Consider the following 14868-nt stretch of genomic DNA (forward strand, 5'->3'; position numbering starts at 1 on the left):
AACGATCAAAGTCATAAAGTTAGCGCGTCTCCTACCGATAACAGCGATCGTCTGAGAAATAATCACATCGATGGGGTAAATATGTTCATACATGACGTAAAGATCGGCACGAAATTATTTCTGGCGTTTGGATTATTTATTGTCCTGATGGTCGTCAGCGCAAGCTTGTCTCTGATGAGCCTGAATCGGGCAAACAATGGAATGCAAACCATTCTTACCAGCGACTATCCAACTACGGTAAAAGCGAACCAGTTAATCGACAACTTCCAGGAATTTATCAGCACGCAGCAGCTCATGCTGCTGGACGAACAGGGAATGTACACGACGCAATCAGAACAGCGTCTGAAGGCGATAAGCGAGCGCATCACCGCAATCCTGAGCGAGCTGGACAACGCTCTCAAGGATAAAAAATCCCAACAGGTGCTGGCGGACATCCACGGCGTACGCCAGCAATATCTTGACTCGCGCTACCGCATTTTGCAGGCCGTGCAGAATAACGACCGTGCGGGCGCGATAAACGAGATGATGACCAACACCCTGGACCTGCAACAGTCTTATAAAGCGAAAGTGCAGGCGCTGATTGCGATCCAGGATCATGAAATGCAGAGTGCGGGCGAGCAGGTGGAAGGCGATTTCCGCACTAATCGTCTGCTGCTGATCCTGATTACGCTTTTCAGCGTCGCGGCAGCCAGCCTGACTGGCTGGTTCATTGTGCGATCCATTACCCGCCCGCTGAACGACGCGGTGAATTTTGCGGAGGCCATCGCCGATGGCGATCTCACCGGCAGCATTACCTCGCACGGTAAAGATGAAACCGGACTGCTCCTCACCGCATTGATGGAGATGAAAACGCGCCTGCTGGAGATTGTGCAGCAGGTGCAAACTGGATCGGAAAACATCTCCAGCGCCGCCGCGCAGATTGTCGCGGGCAACCAGGATCTGGCTACCCGCACGGAGGAGCAGGCCAGTTCCGTTGAGCAGACGGCCGCGTCGATGGAGCAGATTACCGCCACGGTGAAGAACACCGCGTCCCACACCGGAGAAGCGACGAACCTGTCTGCCGATGCGGCTGCCGTGGTCAAAAACAACGGCGAGATGATGAAGCAGGTCACCAGCAAAATGCGCCTGATTAACGAAACATCGAACAGGATGTCCGACATTATCGACCTGATCGACGCCATTGCCTTCCAGACCAACATCCTGGCGCTGAACGCGGCGGTCGAAGCGGCGCGCGCAGGTGAGCATGGTCGCGGCTTTGCGGTGGTGGCGGGTGAGGTACGCCAGCTCGCGCAGAAAAGTGCAACATCTGCGAGTGAGATCCGCCAGCTGATTGAAAGCTCCACAAGCCAGACGCAGGACGGCATGAACCTTGTGGAGAAAGCCAGCGGGCTTATCAACGGCATGGTCGGCAACGTGGAAGAGATGGACGTCATCCTGCGTGAAATTCGCCAGGCCAGCCATGAACAGACGGAAGGTATCTCGCAGATCAACAGCGCGATTGGCCTGATAGACGCCACCACCCAGCAGAACTCCGCGCTGGTGGAGGAGTCCGTTGCGGCGGCGGCATCCCTTAACGAACAGGCGATGCACCTGAAAGAGCTGGTTCGCGTGTTCCGCGTGAGCGACGGCGTGCTGGCTTAATCCAGCTGGGAGATCTCCAGTGCCGCGCGGTCAATCACGCCGATAATCTGTTTTAACTGCGCGTCGCTGAGTTCTCCCTGATTAACCTTCAGATCCAGAACCGCTTTGAAATTATCCAGCGCCCGCTTCATCTGTGGGTTTTTGCGCAGCTGGAACCCGACGGAGCGCGCCTTGATACGCGTCTGGATCTGCTCCAGCTGTTCCCGATTGTCATCCAGCCATTGCTGCCCGGCGGCGTTAATTGCAATCCGCTTACGGCCGTTCTCTTCTTCGGTAATGGTGATCAGTGCCTGATCCTGCAAGTAATCCAGCGTCGGGTAGATCACGCCAGGGCTTGGCGTGTAATGTCCCTGCGTCAGGTTCTCGATCTCTTTAATCAGCTCATAACCATGGCTCGCGTTGCGGGTCAGGATATCCAGGATCACCAGCCGCAAATCACCATGGCCAAAAAATCGTGGCCGGCGTCCGCCGCCGTCGTGTTCGTGTCGCATGTTTCTTCCTCAATTTGATATATCTAAACTATATCTAAGATATATTCAGATGCAATCTAAAAGATCTTGATTTCTGAGTTAATAGCAATCATTATCATTAAAAATTCATTCCGATATATCGTATTCACCTGAGAAGGGCATCAACATGGCATCTACCCGTTACCCTCAACGTGTCCGCAATGACCTGCGTTTTCGTGAGCTGAACGTGATGCGCACTGAGCGAGTCAGCGCAGGATTTCAGCGCATTGTACTAGGCGGCGAGGCGCTGGAGGGCTTTAGCTCTCGCGGCTTTGACGACCATACCAAAGTCTTTTTCCCGGCACCGGGCACCCCTTTCGTGCCGCCTGTGGTGACCGATGAAGGCATCGACTGGGGCGACGGGGTGCGTCCGCAGGCGCGTGACTACACCCCGCTGTACGATGACGAAAAACACGAGCTGGCGCTCGATTTTTTCGTGCATGATGGCGGCATTGCCAGCAACTGGGCGGTGGAGGCGAAGGTGGGCGACAAGCTGACCATCGGCGGTCCGCGTGGTTCGCTGGTGGTGCCGGAAGATTACGCCTGGCAGCTGTACGTGTGCGACGAGTCGGGCATGCCCGCGCTGCGCCGCCGTTTAGAAAGCATCGCAAAACTGCCTGTTCCCCCGGCGATCCACGCCATCGTCACCGTGGGCGATGCGGCGTACCAGGACTATCTGGCGCACCTGAGCGGGTTCAACATCACCTGGGTTATCGGCCACAACGAGCAGGCGGTAGCCGACCATCTTGCAGCGCTGGCCGTGCCGGAAGAGGATTACTTTATCTGGCTGACCGGAGAGGGGAAGGTGGTGAAACGCCTGAGCCGTCAGTTTGAAACCGACGCAATTGACCCACAGCTGGTACGTGCCAGTGCGTACTGGCACGCCAAATAATCAGGCTGCGGGATCCAGCTGCGCTTCGCTCACCTGATGTTCGAGCGAGGCGCATACCTCTCTCAGCGCTTTCTCCTGCTGGGCAAAGTAGGCTTCCATATTGCTGAGCGACGAGACGAGCAGCCAGGACTCTTCCTTCTCCAGCTCTGCCAGCTCGTTCACCAGGGTGTCGATTTGCTCACGCACCTGCGCCATTTTTTTGCGAATACGTTCCAGGTCGTTCAGCCTGTCGCTCGCCATCATCGGTTCAAACCCTTGTTGCAGACGGGCGACCAGCGAGCGAATGGCCTTCACGTCGCCGCGCTGTTTGGCCTGGTTGAGTTGCACCATCATCCTGTTGGCTTCCTCTTTTAAATCATCGGCAACCAGATCCGGGTGGCATAGCTTGCTCGCCTGACGCCAGAGCCGCTTCAGCTCGTTCCGATCCTCTTCAGAGAGAGCCTTGCCTTTACCCAGGCGCACTTCGGCATCATGATGCTGTTCGCGATACTTTTTGTACTCTTCGTTGGCCTCATCGCGCGCCTGACGTGCTGGCTCTTCTTCACGCGTTAAACCGGTCTCCAGCTCCATCGCTTCGGCCAGCAGGTTGGCAATCAGATTACTTTGCTGCTGAAGATGCTTGCGCGCCTCTGCCGCCTGAACGGAATCCGCAGGCAGATCTCGCCAGCGCCGGGTGAGCGTTGTCAGAACCTCTACGGCCTGCGCCATATAGCCCTGGCAGCGGCGGTAATCCTCTTCCCGACGACGCGTCTCCGCCTGCTGACGACGCAGGTTAAGCTCCGCCAGCGTTTTACGTAGGGCGAGGATCTGCTGCATCAACGGCCCGAGGCGGGAGAAATAGAGATCGTTGAACTCATCAAGCTGCTGTACCCGGGCGTTACGGCGATCAATCAGATCGCGCAAGCGCTCTTCCAGAGCTTTCAGCTCCAGCTTGCTAGCGGCCAGCTGCGGGTCACGCCACGGGGTAACGGCGCGCTGGCTTTGCAGCCAGGCGGTGATAGCGCGAAGGGCTGCGGTGTAATTTTTCTGCTCAAGCGCCGCGACGATGGACAGGAGATTATCGTCAAAGGCTTCCTCTTTGAGACGTTTCAACTGGCTCCGGATGATGTCGTCATCTTCCAGCTCAATGGCATTTTTAATGATTTCTAGCCGTTTGATCGGTGTGCTCATGATGCCTTTCGCTCTGGCGCTTAAGTATTTGAGTTAAGGTTAGTTGTTGTAAAAGCTACTGGAAATAATACACACGGATGATGATCGGCGCGATGGGGGATTTCTTTAGAATTGCAGAATGTGAAGATGGGCGCGTAACAGATGAAATGAGCAGGTTGCTTTTGATGATAAGCGCTAATCCGTTGAAATAACTAGCAATCGCTTTAAAACCAAGACCAGTCCCTACTTAAAATTACCAGGTAAAACGCGTATTCCCCCGAATAGTTTGCCCTTTCGGGAGTGCTTACGCTTCGTGTCACTGACTTTTCCTGACACCGGCAGACGATGGTTCCCCGTGCGGAATGCTTTTCCAAAGGAGTGTTGATGAAGATGAAAGCTATTGTAGTCGCCCTGCCGATCGCGATGATCCTGGCTACCGTTCTGGCGGCAAACAGAAAGAGCACTTAGGCGGTGAGCGTCTGTATGTCGACCGGGGCACTATTTCGATATGGGTAAGATCGACAGTGGATATAACAACTATGCGAACATGCGTGGCTTAAAGGATGAGCAGATGAAGGCGCATATTGTCTCTAACGAATTTACGCTGGGCATGCGTTACGTGTTTTAACCTGTTGTGAATATCACTGCTTTAAAGCAAGGCCAACACCGTGGGAGTGTGGGGCTGGCTTTTTTCTTGTGCGCATGTGGCATGTGGGGTTCCTGATTTCCATCAAAACCAACGATTATGTTTTACATAAAAATAGGTAACGATGATGATCCATGTCAGGGTAATAATACCAAAATAGTCAGGGATTAAACGCGCAAAAAGATAAGCACCAGCAACGATGAGCGCTATAGGGATATAATAAATATATGATTGCAAAAACCATAATATTGCTCGTTTCATCTTTTTAATAACTCATATAAAGCATCGCCGATTATTTCCTCATTGTTGCCACCTGATTCAATTTGATAAATTATTTTTGTCATTTGCGGTTCAATAAGAAAGTAAAGCATCTCCAGATTCTGTTGGTACAATGCCTGGTAATATGCAGGGTCCTGAAATTTGAGCTTATTAGCTGCTAGCGCCGCCACCTGTGCTTTCGAATAGATTATAGCACCGTTAACATACATTGATGATAATGAATTAACCATTCTGATATGCGACTCGTGAAAATCGCCGCTACTGATTATCAGCTTTGCAATAGTTAAGGACAGCGCTAGTTTGCTAGATTTCTCAGCGTACTCATAAGCCTTATCGCCTAATTCCTTTTTAAGAAATGCAGCGAGATTGTTACTTTTTTGCTCTCCCAGTCTTTTGAGAGTTTTCTGAAAGTAAATCTCAACCATATCAAGAGCAACATCGTTTCGGTTATAGATTTCGGCAAGTGCTAATGTGAGACGGCGGTCTTCATTTATTAGCTCGCGACAGGTATTGCGGTAGTAATCGTCTGGTATCAGGCACGAACCATAGTTAATTATACGTTGTGTACCAAGCTTTAGATTTTCGATAGCACTCATATTGGTAGCTTGTATTTCTCGCAATGCTTTGGTTAGCGCCAGGGCTAGATTCCTTTCTGATTGCAACTTCATTTTTGCATAGCCGTCTGCCATTGTAATTTCCCTTGTTGTAACATTACCCTGTCAATAATTGATCATCATTGTCATAGGGGGCAAGGAAGAAAATGAAAAAAAGCGGTAGAGTGGCAATTTATGTTCTAGTGGTGATTATTTTCTTTCTAACTATTCCAGAGATCGTCGTTCGTGTACTCACTCCGGAGCAGTTTGCTCGATTGGGTGATTTTACAAGCTTTGGTGGCTTGTTTAGTCATATCCTTTCTTTATTGATTTTCCTTGGCTTAGCTTCAATTCTGCTGGGCATACTCGCCATTTTTGTAACGAAAAAAATTTACCGCCATGTCACTCGATACAAAAGCTAATCTTCAAAACTGATCCACAAGGCGGCAGGTGAGGGGGGAGTTAAGTGTGTTCTGATCTGCGTCATACAATTGGGGTCTGGATCGAGATCGGGTTCAGTTAAGATGCCATGTAACGATAATGGAACACTGTCAGTTACATAGAAAAAGCCACTCGTTAGAGTGGCTTAATTATATGATTCTAAAGCTAAAATTTGGTGGCCCCTGCTGGACTTGAACCAGCGACCAAGCGATTATGAGTCGCCTGCTCTAACCACTGAGCTAAGGGGCCGTGGCGGTGAATTATAAAGTAACTCCCCTCATCAATCCAGCCATTCACACCTGCCTGCTGTTTTTATAAACAACGCATAATCAATCCTTTATACTTATCTTAAGATGCATAGACAGGAGTAGAGATGATCAACGATATTCTGGCCCCTGGCCTGCGGGTGGTGTTCTGCGGAATCAACCCGGGCAAGTCCTCGGCGCACACCGGTTTTCACTTTGCTCATCCGGGAAATCGCTTCTGGAAGGTGATCCACCAGGCCGGTTTTACCGACAAACAGCTTAAGCCGGAAGAAGAGCAGCAGCTGCTGGATACGCGCTGTGGCATCACCATGCTGGTCGAGCGTCCAACGGTGCAGGCGAGCGAAGTAAATCTGCATGAGCTGCGTACTGGCGGGCGGGAACTGGTGAAGAAGATTGAAGACTACCAGCCCGCGGCGCTGGCGATCCTCGGCAAGCAGGCCTACGAGCAGGCGTTCAGCCAGCGCGGTGCGAAGTGGGGTAAGCAGAACATTACCATTGGCGTAACGCAGGTTTGGGTGTTGCCGAATCCGAGCGGGCTGAACAGGGCGACGCTGGACAAGCTGGTGGAGGCGTATCGGGAACTTGATGAGGCGCTGGTGGTGAGGGGGCTTTAGCTCCTCTGCGGCCTGATGCCCTCACCCTGGTCCTCTCCCACAGGGAGAGGGAATAAACAAAAAAAAAGCTCCCGATTGGGAGCTTTTTGCTGTTTACATGGGTTAGTCGTCCAGGAAGCTACGCAGCACTTCAGAGCGGCTCGGATGGCGCAGCTTACGCAGCGCCTTCGCTTCGATCTGACGGATACGTTCGCGGGTCACGTCAAACTGTTTACCCACTTCTTCCAGCGTGTGGTCGGTGTTCATATCGATACCGAAACGCATACGCAGCACTTTCGCTTCACGGGCGGTCAGGCCAGCCAGCACGTCGTGCGTAGCGGCACGCAGGCTCTCGGTGGTGGCAGAGTCCAGCGGCAGCTCGAGGGTAGTATCCTCGATGAAATCACCCAGATGCGAATCTTCATCATCACCGATTGGTGTTTCCATGGAGATTGGCTCTTTAGCGATTTTCAGCACTTTACGGATCTTGTCTTCCGGCATCAGCATGCGTTCAGCCAGCTCTTCCGGCGTCGGCTCGCGACCCATCTCCTGCAACATCTGGCGAGAAATACGGTTGAGCTTGTTGATGGTCTCAATCATATGCACCGGAATACGGATGGTACGCGCCTGGTCTGCGATAGAGCGGGTGATCGCCTGACGGATCCACCAGGTAGCATAGGTGGAGAACTTGTAACCACGACGGTATTCAAACTTATCTACCGCTTTCATCAGACCGATGTTGCCTTCCTGAATCAGATCCAGGAACTGCAGGCCACGGTTGGTGTATTTCTTGGCGATAGAGATAACCAGACGTAAGTTCGCTTCAACCATCTCTTTCTTCGCACGGCGGGCTTTCGCTTCACCGATGGACATACGACGGTTGATGTCTTTCACCTGCTCGATGGTCAGGCCGGTCTCTTCTTCAATCTGATGCAGCTTTTGCAGGCCGCGCTGTACGTCTTCTTTCACGTCGTGCAGCTTTTCAGACCACGGCTTGTTCATCGCGATAGCGGCGTTGAACCAGGTTTCGCTGGTTTCATTGCCGGTGAAGAGGGTGATGAAATTCTTCTTCGGCATTTTGCACTGTTCAACACACAGCTTCATGATGATACGTTCCTGGGTACGTACGCGATCCATCATCACGCGCATGCTGTTCACCAGGTAGTCGAACTGTTTTGGCACCAGGCGGAACTGTTTGAACACTTCCGACAGCTTCAGGATCTCTTCCTGAGCGGCAGCATGGCTGCGGCCTTTCGCTTTGATGGTGTCACGCGTCACTTCGTACTGAGTACGCAGCTCGGCAAACTTCTCGCGCGCCAGTTCAGGGTCGATGCTGTTGTCGTCGTCGCTGCTGTCGTCGTCTTCTTCTTCATCTTCGTCTTCGTCGTCATCCATCTCTTCCTGAGACAGCTCAGAACCGACGTGAGTGGCGGTTGGCGCCATATCTTCTTCAGCGTTCGGGTCGACAAAGCCAGTGATCAGATCGGACAGACGCGCTTCTTCCGCTTCAACGCGATCGTACTGCTCCAGCAGATAGGTAATCGCTTCCGGGTATTCGGCAACAGAGCACTGAACCTGGTTGATCCCGTCTTCGATGCGTTTTGCGATGTCAATTTCGCCTTCGCGGGTCAACAGTTCAACGGTACCCATTTCACGCATGTACATGCGGACCGGGTCAGTGGTACGCCCGATTTCAGATTCCACGCTGGACAGTACCTGTGCAGCAGCTTCTTCCGCATCTTCATCAGTGTTGTTGGAGGTTTCAGCCAGCAACAGATCATCGGCATCCGGTGCTTCTTCCATCACCTGAATGCCCATGTCATTGATCATTTGGATGATATCTTCGATCTGATCTGAATCGACGATATCTTCCGGCAGATGGTCATTGACCTCGGCATAGGTCAGATAGCCTTGCTCCTTACCGCGTTGGACAAGAAGTTTCAGCTGTGACTGCGGGTTTTGCTCCATAAGACGGTATCCACACTTAATTCGTTTGATTGGTGTCGGCGATAGGGCTGCCAACCTTTAAAGCGAGGGCGTACTTATATTTTTGCCGCTGCCTCTCAGTGCGGCTGCCGGGGGCTTCCCGATCGATATTCGGCACTTAAGCCGTTAAATTTTTTATTTCTTCGCCAGTTCCTGGTTAATCATCCAGAGCTCCCGGCGTTCTTCGCTGCTTAAGCCATGGGTGCGCTCGCGAGCTATCAACTCTTCCTGGCGCAACTCAAGCATCGAATCAAACATATGGTTGAGTGAGTCGGTGAACGTTTTTTCTGCGATATCCTTATCTGCTATATCGTCCCACATCGACAGTTTTTCAAGGGTAGCGGCCTCTTTTGTGCCGCGATAATGCTCTAAAAGTTGTCCGGTGGTCAGACCTGGCTGCGACAAACAAGTGTTGACCAATTCTGAAAATAAGCCAAGTCCGGGCAATTTTTCGTGGTTCAAACCCGCCAGTGACGGCACTTGCGGAGCAAGTTCAGGGTTTTGCACCAGCAACCCTATCAGTATACGCATGGTTGTGCGTTTTAGCTGAGGCGCGGGGCGTACCGTGCCGTTTTCAGCCTGTTTAGGCATTAAACGTTCAAGCTGGCTGTCATCCAGAATGCCGAGCTTGTTGCCTAACTCCTGACGCAGATAGATGCGCAGCGTTTCGCCGGGCACCTGGCTGATTAACGGCAGCGCCAGCGTGCTGAGCTGCGCGCGCCCGTCAGGGGTACTCAAATCAACCTGCGGCATCAGGCTGTTAAACAGAAACGTGGAGAGCGGCTGAGCCTGCTCCATCCGCGCTTCAAATGCCGCTTTGCCCTCTTTACGCACCAGCGTATCCGGGTCTTCACCGTCGGGCAGGAACATAAAGCGTAGCTGACGCCCGTCGGTCATATACGGCAACGCGGTTTCCAGCGCTCGCCAGGCGGCGTCGCGTCCTGCGCGGTCACCGTCGTAACAGCAAATCACGTTGTTGGTGACGCGGAACAGCAACTGGATATGGTCCGCCGTGGTGGACGTTCCCAGCGACGCAACGGCATAGTTAATGTCGTACTGCGCCAGCGCAACAACATCCATATAGCCTTCGACGACCAGAAGACGCGGAGGTTCCGCATTATCCTGCTGTGCCTCATAAAGACCGTAAAGCTGGCGGCCCTTATGGAAAATATCGGTTTCCGGGGAGTTAAGGTATTTCGGCAGGGCATCACCCAGCACGCGACCACCAAAGCCTATCACCCGGCCACGCTTGTCGCGGATCGGGAACATCACCCGTTCACGGAAGCGGTCGTAGCTTCGTCCCTGGTCGTTGGTGACCAGCATGCCTGCGTCGATGAGGGATTTACGATCTTCGCTATTGCCGCCAAAACGCTTTAACACGTTGTCCCAGCCGGGCGGGGCGTAACCAATAGCGAAACGCGCAATCACATCGTCGCTCAGTCCGCGCTTGTTCAGATACTGACGCGCAGGCTCAGCCGCAGAGTGCTTAAGAGACTGTTGGTAAAACGAATTCAGGCCATCCATCAACTGATATAGCGTTTGCCGCTGATGGCGCTCGATCTGACTTGGCCCACTGCCTGCTTCATACGGCACTTCAAGGTTATGCATCGCCGCCAGCTCTTCGACGGTTTCAACGAACTCGAGCTTATCGTAGTTCATCAAAAAATCGACGGCATTACCGTGTGCGCCACAGCCGAAGCAATGGTAGAACTGCTTTTCACCGTTTACGGTGAAAGAGGGGGTTTTTTCGTTATGGAACGGACAGCACGCATGGTAGTTCTTGCCCTGCTTTTTTAGCTTCACCCGCGCGTCGATGAGATCGACGATGTCGGTTCTGGCAAGCAGGTCATTGATGAAAACGCGTGGGATTCTTCCGGCCATATGCCCCAAAAATTTAAGCGACTTATAAACGAAAACAAGCCGCGCATTCCTTCCGGAAGCACGGCCTTACGACTACAACTCTGTCTGTCAATTGAGGGCTGTGGCCCTCAACAGATTAGTACAGACGAGTACGGCGTGCGTTTTCGCGAGCCAGTTTCTTCGCGTGACGTTTCACAGCGGAAGCTTTAGCGCGCTTACGTTCGGTCGTTGGTTTTTCATAAAACTCACGACGACGAACTTCAGCCAGAACACCTGCTTTCTCGCATGAACGTTTGAAGCGACGCAGTGCTACGTCGAACGGCTCGTTTTCACGTACTTTAATTACCGGCATGTAACTCTCACCTTTAATAAATTCGGTTTGCCGCTGGCATCAACGCCAGCTTATTTCAAAATGGTGCGGAATTTTACTGCAAATGCTGCTGCTTTGTAAAGCACCGATGCGATTTTGAAAGGGACTTTTATAAGGGGGAAGAGTATACACGAGGCTTCTTCCTGGGGCGAACAAAGTTTTACATCAACCCGCCCAGGCTCTACACTGCGCGGTATTGAAACGAGGTAAAACAAGTCATGCGTGTACTGGGTATTGAAACATCCTGCGATGAAACCGGCATCGCGATTTACGACGACGAAAAAGGGCTTCTGGCCAACCAACTGTATAGTCAGGTGAAATTGCACGCTGACTACGGCGGCGTCGTGCCTGAACTGGCCTCTCGTGACCACGTGCGTAAAACGGTTCCCCTGATTAAGGCGGCACTGAAAGAGGCTGGGTTAAGTGCAAAAGATATTGATGCCGTGGCCTATACTGCAGGACCGGGCCTGGTTGGCGCGCTGCTGGTCGGCGCAACGGTAGGGCGTTCGCTGGCCTTCGCGTGGGACGTTCCGGCCATTCCGGTTCACCATATGGAAGGACATCTTCTGGCTCCGATGCTGGAAGCCAATCCGCCAGCGTTCCCGTTTGTGGCGCTGCTGGTCTCCGGCGGTCATACGCAGCTGATTAGCGTAACGGGCATTGGCAAGTATGAGCTGCTGGGCGAATCGATCGACGACGCGGCCGGTGAAGCCTTCGACAAAACCGCCAAGCTGCTGGGCCTGGATTATCCTGGCGGCCCGATGCTGTCGAAAATGGCCGCGCAGGGAACGGAAGGGCGCTTTGTCTTCCCGCGTCCGATGACCGATCGTCCGGGGCTGGATTTTAGTTTCTCCGGTCTGAAAACCTTCGCGGCGAACACCATTCGCAATAACGACGACAGCGAGCAGACGCGTGCCGACATCGCCCGCGCGTTCGAAGATGCGGTGGTGGATACGCTGATGATCAAGTGCAAGCGTGCGCTGGATCAGACGGGCTTTAAGCGCCTGGTGATGGCCGGTGGCGTGAGCGCCAACCGTACGCTGCGCGCGAAGCTTGCCGAAATGATGCAAAAGCGTCGTGGGGAAGTGTTCTACGCGCGTCCGGAATTTTGTACCGATAACGGGGCGATGATCGCCTACGCCGGGATGGTGCGCCTGAACGCTGGCGCCACGGCTGACCTGAGCGTGTCCGTGCGTCCGCGCTGGCCGCTGGCGGAGCTGCCTGAGGCGTAAGTCTTTTGCCCGGTGGCGCTGCGCTTACCGGGTCTGCAAAAATCGTAGGCCGGGTCAGGCGAAGCCGCCACCCGGCAATAAACCGCACTACATCCGCAGCATCCCTTTCTCTTCCAGAAACGCAATAATCGTCGCCAGCCCGTCACCCGCCTTCAGGTTGGTAAAGGTCCACGGACGCTCGCCGCGCATGCGATTAGTGTCGCGCTCCATTACCTCCAGCGACGCCCCCACGTACGGCGCGAGGTCGGTTTTATTGATCACCAGAAAATCGGATTTGGTGATCCCCGGCCCGCCCTTGCGCGGGATTTTTTCCCCTTCGGCCACGTCGATCACGTAGATGGTGAGGTCCGCCAGCTCCGGGCTGAAGGTCGCGCTCAGGTTATCCCCGCCGCTTTCGACGAAGATCAGATCCAGATTGCCGAACTTCTCGCTCAAGGCTTCCACCGCTGCCAGGTTCATTGAGGCATCTTCGCGGATGGCGGTGTGCGGACAGCCGCCCGTTTCCACCCCTACGATGCGCTCTGGCTCAAGCGCACCCGCCTCGGTCAGGATGCGCTGATCCTCTTTGGTGTAGATATCGTTAGTCACCACCGCAAGATGATAGGTGTCGCGCATCGCCTTGCAGAGCGCTTCCAGCAGGGCGGTTTTGCCCGACCCTACCGGGCCGCCCACGCCAACGCGCAGGGGATGTTTGTAATCAGCCATATTGACTCCTCAGGAACGGAATAGTCGTGAATATTGGGTTTCGTGGCGTGCGGAGGCGATGGCGGACAGCGGCGTAGCTGCCCCCAGCGCGTCGTCGCCACGTAAAAATGCCTGTTCAAACCCGGCGGCAAAATGGTCGCTCAGGTCGATAATCAGCTGTTGTGCGGCCTGCTGCCCAAACGGCACCAGCTTGACGCCCGCCATCACCGCGCTCTCAATCCAGCTGTAGCCGAGGCTCAGCGCCAGCTCGCGCGCGCTAATGCCCCAGCGCACGCCGAGCCACGCCATACCGCCGAGCTGGCTCTGCATCAACAGCGGCAGCCATTCTGCCGGGCAGGCGGGTTCCCAGCTTTTAACCAGGCGCGTAAAGGCTGCGCCGCGGTTGCGTTCTTCCTCGCGCAGTTCGCGCGTTTCCCGACAGGCGAGCAGGTATGCCGTCCAGCGTTTTGCTGCCGCGACGTCCTGCTGCTCGCAGGCACAGTACAGGCGGATAAACAGCGGCAGGTCGACGCAGAAAAAGCTCTGCTCCATCTGCTGGATCTGCCAGCGCCTGAAAGCCTCAGCGTCCGTGATCCACCCGGCCTCGACAGCCCATTCCAGCCCCTGTGACCAGGTAAACGATCCGACCGGCAGGCTACTGCTGGAGAGCTGCATCAGGCGCAGCCGCTGGCGGGCGTGCTCCATCAGCTCATCAACGCCAGCAGGGCAGAGACGATCAGCCCGCCGCCGAAGGTTTTACGCAGGCCGTCGTGACGGCGCAGCAGCAGCCCTGCCGCGAAGCTGGCGCACAGCACCGTGGCACTGGCTAACATAAATCCGCTGGTAAAGAGCCAGAAGCTGTGGCCGGACATCTCCACGCCGTGCGCCCAGCCGTGGAACATCGCCAGGGCTGGCACTGCCAGCAGCAGGCGATTTTCAGTCTTAAACATCATCACGCCGCAGACCGCCAGCGAGGCGATAATCAGCATCTCCATGCCGCTAAAGCCGCCGAGCAGGCTGCCCGCAACGGCGCCAGCCAGCATCATGCCGAGCGTTGCTAACGGCAGCAGCAGCTTGCGGCCGCTCAGGGCGGACAGCACGCCAGCCCCCGTCAGCATCAGCAGGTGATCCAGCCCGGTCAGCGGATGGAGAAAACCTGCCTGAAAGCTGTCGGTCCCGTGACCGGGATGGGCAAGCGCCGGAACGGAAAAGGCCAGCAGAAACAACGGCAAATACTTACGCATGATGAGTCCTTAATGTGAATGAGCGTGGGAGTGGCCATGGCTGTGGGCATCGCTGGTGTAAGCGCCCGCTTCCGGTTCAAAGGGCAGGCTGGCGAAGGTCACCTCCAGCCCGAACTGACGTAGCATGTCGTCGAGAACGTGATCGTGGTGGTAGCGCAGTTCGCCGGGCATGATTTGCAGCGGTACGTGGCGGTTGCCCAGGTGATAACAGGCGCGGGCGAGCAGGAACGGGTCGGCACAGCGCACCACGGAAACCGACTCCGGGGCGGCGATCACTTCGATCACTTCGCTGCCATCGTCGGTAGTCAGCAGGTCGCCCCCGCGCAGCAACAGGCCGCGCGGCAGCATTAGCCCGGCTTCGCGACCGTCGTTCAGCGCCACGCGGGCGCGGCTTTTTACCCGCACGTCAATCGGCAGCGTAACGCTGGCGGTGACGGGGTGCGCGTGGTCCAGGCGTTGGGTTAAATAAATCATCATCACTCC

15 protein-coding genes, 1 tRNA gene and 1 pseudogene are annotated in these 14868 nt (G+C 54.6%); 6 read left to right on the top strand and 11 right to left on the bottom strand.

Features of this window, described 5'->3' with window-relative positions; translation table 11 throughout:
- Positions 1 to 81 precede the first annotated feature (81 nt).
- The gene (locus tag ACOTX2_RS11285; protein ID WP_063147867.1) at positions 82 to 1641 is read left to right on the top strand and encodes a methyl-accepting chemotaxis protein; all 1560 of its coding nucleotides are present in this window, start codon (positions 82 to 84) and stop codon (positions 1639 to 1641) included.
- Here the strand turns inward: ACOTX2_RS11285 and ACOTX2_RS11290 are convergent.
- Positions 1638 to 2132 (bottom strand): PadR family transcriptional regulator, encoded by a 495-nt coding sequence (locus tag ACOTX2_RS11290; RefSeq protein ID WP_017382401.1) that lies wholly within the window; start codon positions 2130 to 2132, stop codon positions 1638 to 1640. The genes ACOTX2_RS11285 and ACOTX2_RS11290 overlap by 4 nt on opposite strands.
- A 145-nt stretch (positions 2133 to 2277) precedes the next feature.
- On the opposite strand from ACOTX2_RS11290, the gene ACOTX2_RS11295 reads away from it, so the two are divergent.
- On the top strand, positions 2278 to 3042 hold the full coding sequence (locus tag ACOTX2_RS11295; protein ID WP_032626343.1) for a siderophore-interacting protein: 765 nt from the start codon (positions 2278 to 2280) through the stop codon (positions 3040 to 3042).
- Here ACOTX2_RS11295 and ACOTX2_RS11300 read toward each other — a convergent pair whose 3' ends face one another.
- Positions 3043 to 4212, bottom strand: a complete 1170-nt coding sequence (locus tag ACOTX2_RS11300) for a DNA repair protein (RefSeq protein WP_063147868.1) — start codon at positions 4210 to 4212, stop codon at positions 3043 to 3045.
- 478 nt (positions 4213 to 4690) lie between these two features.
- On the opposite strand from ACOTX2_RS11300, the pseudogene ACOTX2_RS11305 reads away from it, so the two are divergent.
- Positions 4691 to 4819: pseudogene (locus ACOTX2_RS11305) on the top strand (porin family protein); the annotation flags it as partial.
- Positions 4820 to 5094: 275 nt separating this feature from the next.
- Here the strand turns inward: ACOTX2_RS11305 and ACOTX2_RS11310 are convergent.
- The gene (locus ACOTX2_RS11310) at positions 5095 to 5805 is read right to left on the bottom strand and encodes a hypothetical protein (protein WP_045308005.1); all 711 of its coding nucleotides are present in this window, start codon (positions 5803 to 5805) and stop codon (positions 5095 to 5097) included.
- Between the two features lie 71 nt (positions 5806 to 5876).
- Between ACOTX2_RS11310 and ACOTX2_RS11315 the strand changes: the two genes are divergently transcribed.
- Positions 5877 to 6131 (top strand): hypothetical protein, encoded by a 255-nt coding sequence (locus ACOTX2_RS11315; RefSeq protein ID WP_022649451.1) that lies wholly within the window; start codon positions 5877 to 5879, stop codon positions 6129 to 6131.
- Between the two features lie 192 nt (positions 6132 to 6323).
- Here the strand turns inward: ACOTX2_RS11315 and ACOTX2_RS11320 are convergent.
- A tRNA-Ile gene (locus ACOTX2_RS11320) sits at positions 6324 to 6399 on the bottom strand.
- Between the two features lie 124 nt (positions 6400 to 6523).
- Between ACOTX2_RS11320 and mug the strand changes: the two genes are divergently transcribed.
- A complete protein-coding gene (gene mug / locus ACOTX2_RS11325; protein WP_023298636.1) occupies positions 6524 to 7030 on the top strand; it encodes a G/U mismatch-specific DNA glycosylase in 507 nt (168 codons plus the stop codon).
- A gap of 102 nt (positions 7031 to 7132) precedes the next feature.
- On the opposite strand, the gene rpoD is transcribed toward mug, so the two are convergent.
- From rpoD to rpsU, 3 genes are all read right to left on the bottom strand, one after another.
- The gene (gene rpoD, locus ACOTX2_RS11330) at positions 7133 to 8977 is read right to left on the bottom strand and encodes an RNA polymerase sigma factor RpoD (RefSeq protein ID WP_006812010.1); all 1845 of its coding nucleotides are present in this window, start codon (positions 8975 to 8977) and stop codon (positions 7133 to 7135) included.
- 153 nt (positions 8978 to 9130) lie between these two features.
- Entirely contained in the window at positions 9131 to 10876 is a 1746-nt protein-coding gene (dnaG, locus tag ACOTX2_RS11335) for a DNA primase (protein WP_003862574.1), read from the bottom strand.
- A 115-nt stretch (positions 10877 to 10991) separates the two neighbouring features.
- Positions 10992 to 11207 (bottom strand): 30S ribosomal protein S21, encoded by a 216-nt coding sequence (gene rpsU, locus ACOTX2_RS11340; protein ID WP_001144069.1) that lies wholly within the window; start codon positions 11205 to 11207, stop codon positions 10992 to 10994.
- A 236-nt stretch (positions 11208 to 11443) separates the two neighbouring features.
- Here rpsU and tsaD point away from each other — a divergent pair, with 236 nt between their 5' ends.
- Positions 11444 to 12457: a tRNA (adenosine(37)-N6)-threonylcarbamoyltransferase complex transferase subunit TsaD gene (tsaD, locus tag ACOTX2_RS11345; protein WP_048966111.1), complete on the top strand. Its 1014-nt coding sequence runs from the start codon at positions 11444 to 11446 to the stop codon at positions 12455 to 12457.
- 87 nt (positions 12458 to 12544) lie between these two features.
- Here tsaD and ureG read toward each other — a convergent pair whose 3' ends face one another.
- Genes ureG through ureE form a run of 4 tightly spaced genes read right to left on the bottom strand, consistent with a single transcriptional unit; the run spans position 12545 to position 14859 of the window.
- Positions 12545 to 13162, bottom strand: coding sequence for an urease accessory protein UreG (gene ureG / locus ACOTX2_RS11350; protein ID WP_023298635.1), 618 nt, complete (start codon positions 13160 to 13162; stop codon positions 12545 to 12547).
- 9 nt (positions 13163 to 13171) lie between these two features.
- Positions 13172 to 13846: an urease accessory protein UreF gene (locus ACOTX2_RS11355; protein ID WP_046620811.1), complete on the bottom strand. Its 675-nt coding sequence runs from the start codon at positions 13844 to 13846 to the stop codon at positions 13172 to 13174.
- Positions 13846 to 14385 carry a HupE/UreJ family protein gene (locus ACOTX2_RS11360; protein ID WP_003862561.1) on the bottom strand — a complete coding sequence of 180 codons (540 nt, stop codon included), beginning with the start codon at positions 14383 to 14385 and terminating at the stop codon, positions 13846 to 13848. The genes ACOTX2_RS11355 and ACOTX2_RS11360 overlap by 1 nt, the downstream gene beginning before the upstream one ends.
- A 9-nt stretch (positions 14386 to 14394) precedes the next feature.
- Positions 14395 to 14859 (bottom strand): urease accessory protein UreE, encoded by a 465-nt coding sequence (gene ureE / locus ACOTX2_RS11365; RefSeq protein WP_045308003.1) that lies wholly within the window; start codon positions 14857 to 14859, stop codon positions 14395 to 14397.
- Positions 14860 to 14868 lie beyond the last annotated feature (9 nt).

The organism is Enterobacter cloacae complex sp. IR5412 (assembly GCF_049237385.1).
In the GTDB taxonomy this organism is placed as follows: domain Bacteria; phylum Pseudomonadota; class Gammaproteobacteria; order Enterobacterales; family Enterobacteriaceae; genus Enterobacter; species Enterobacter intestinihominis.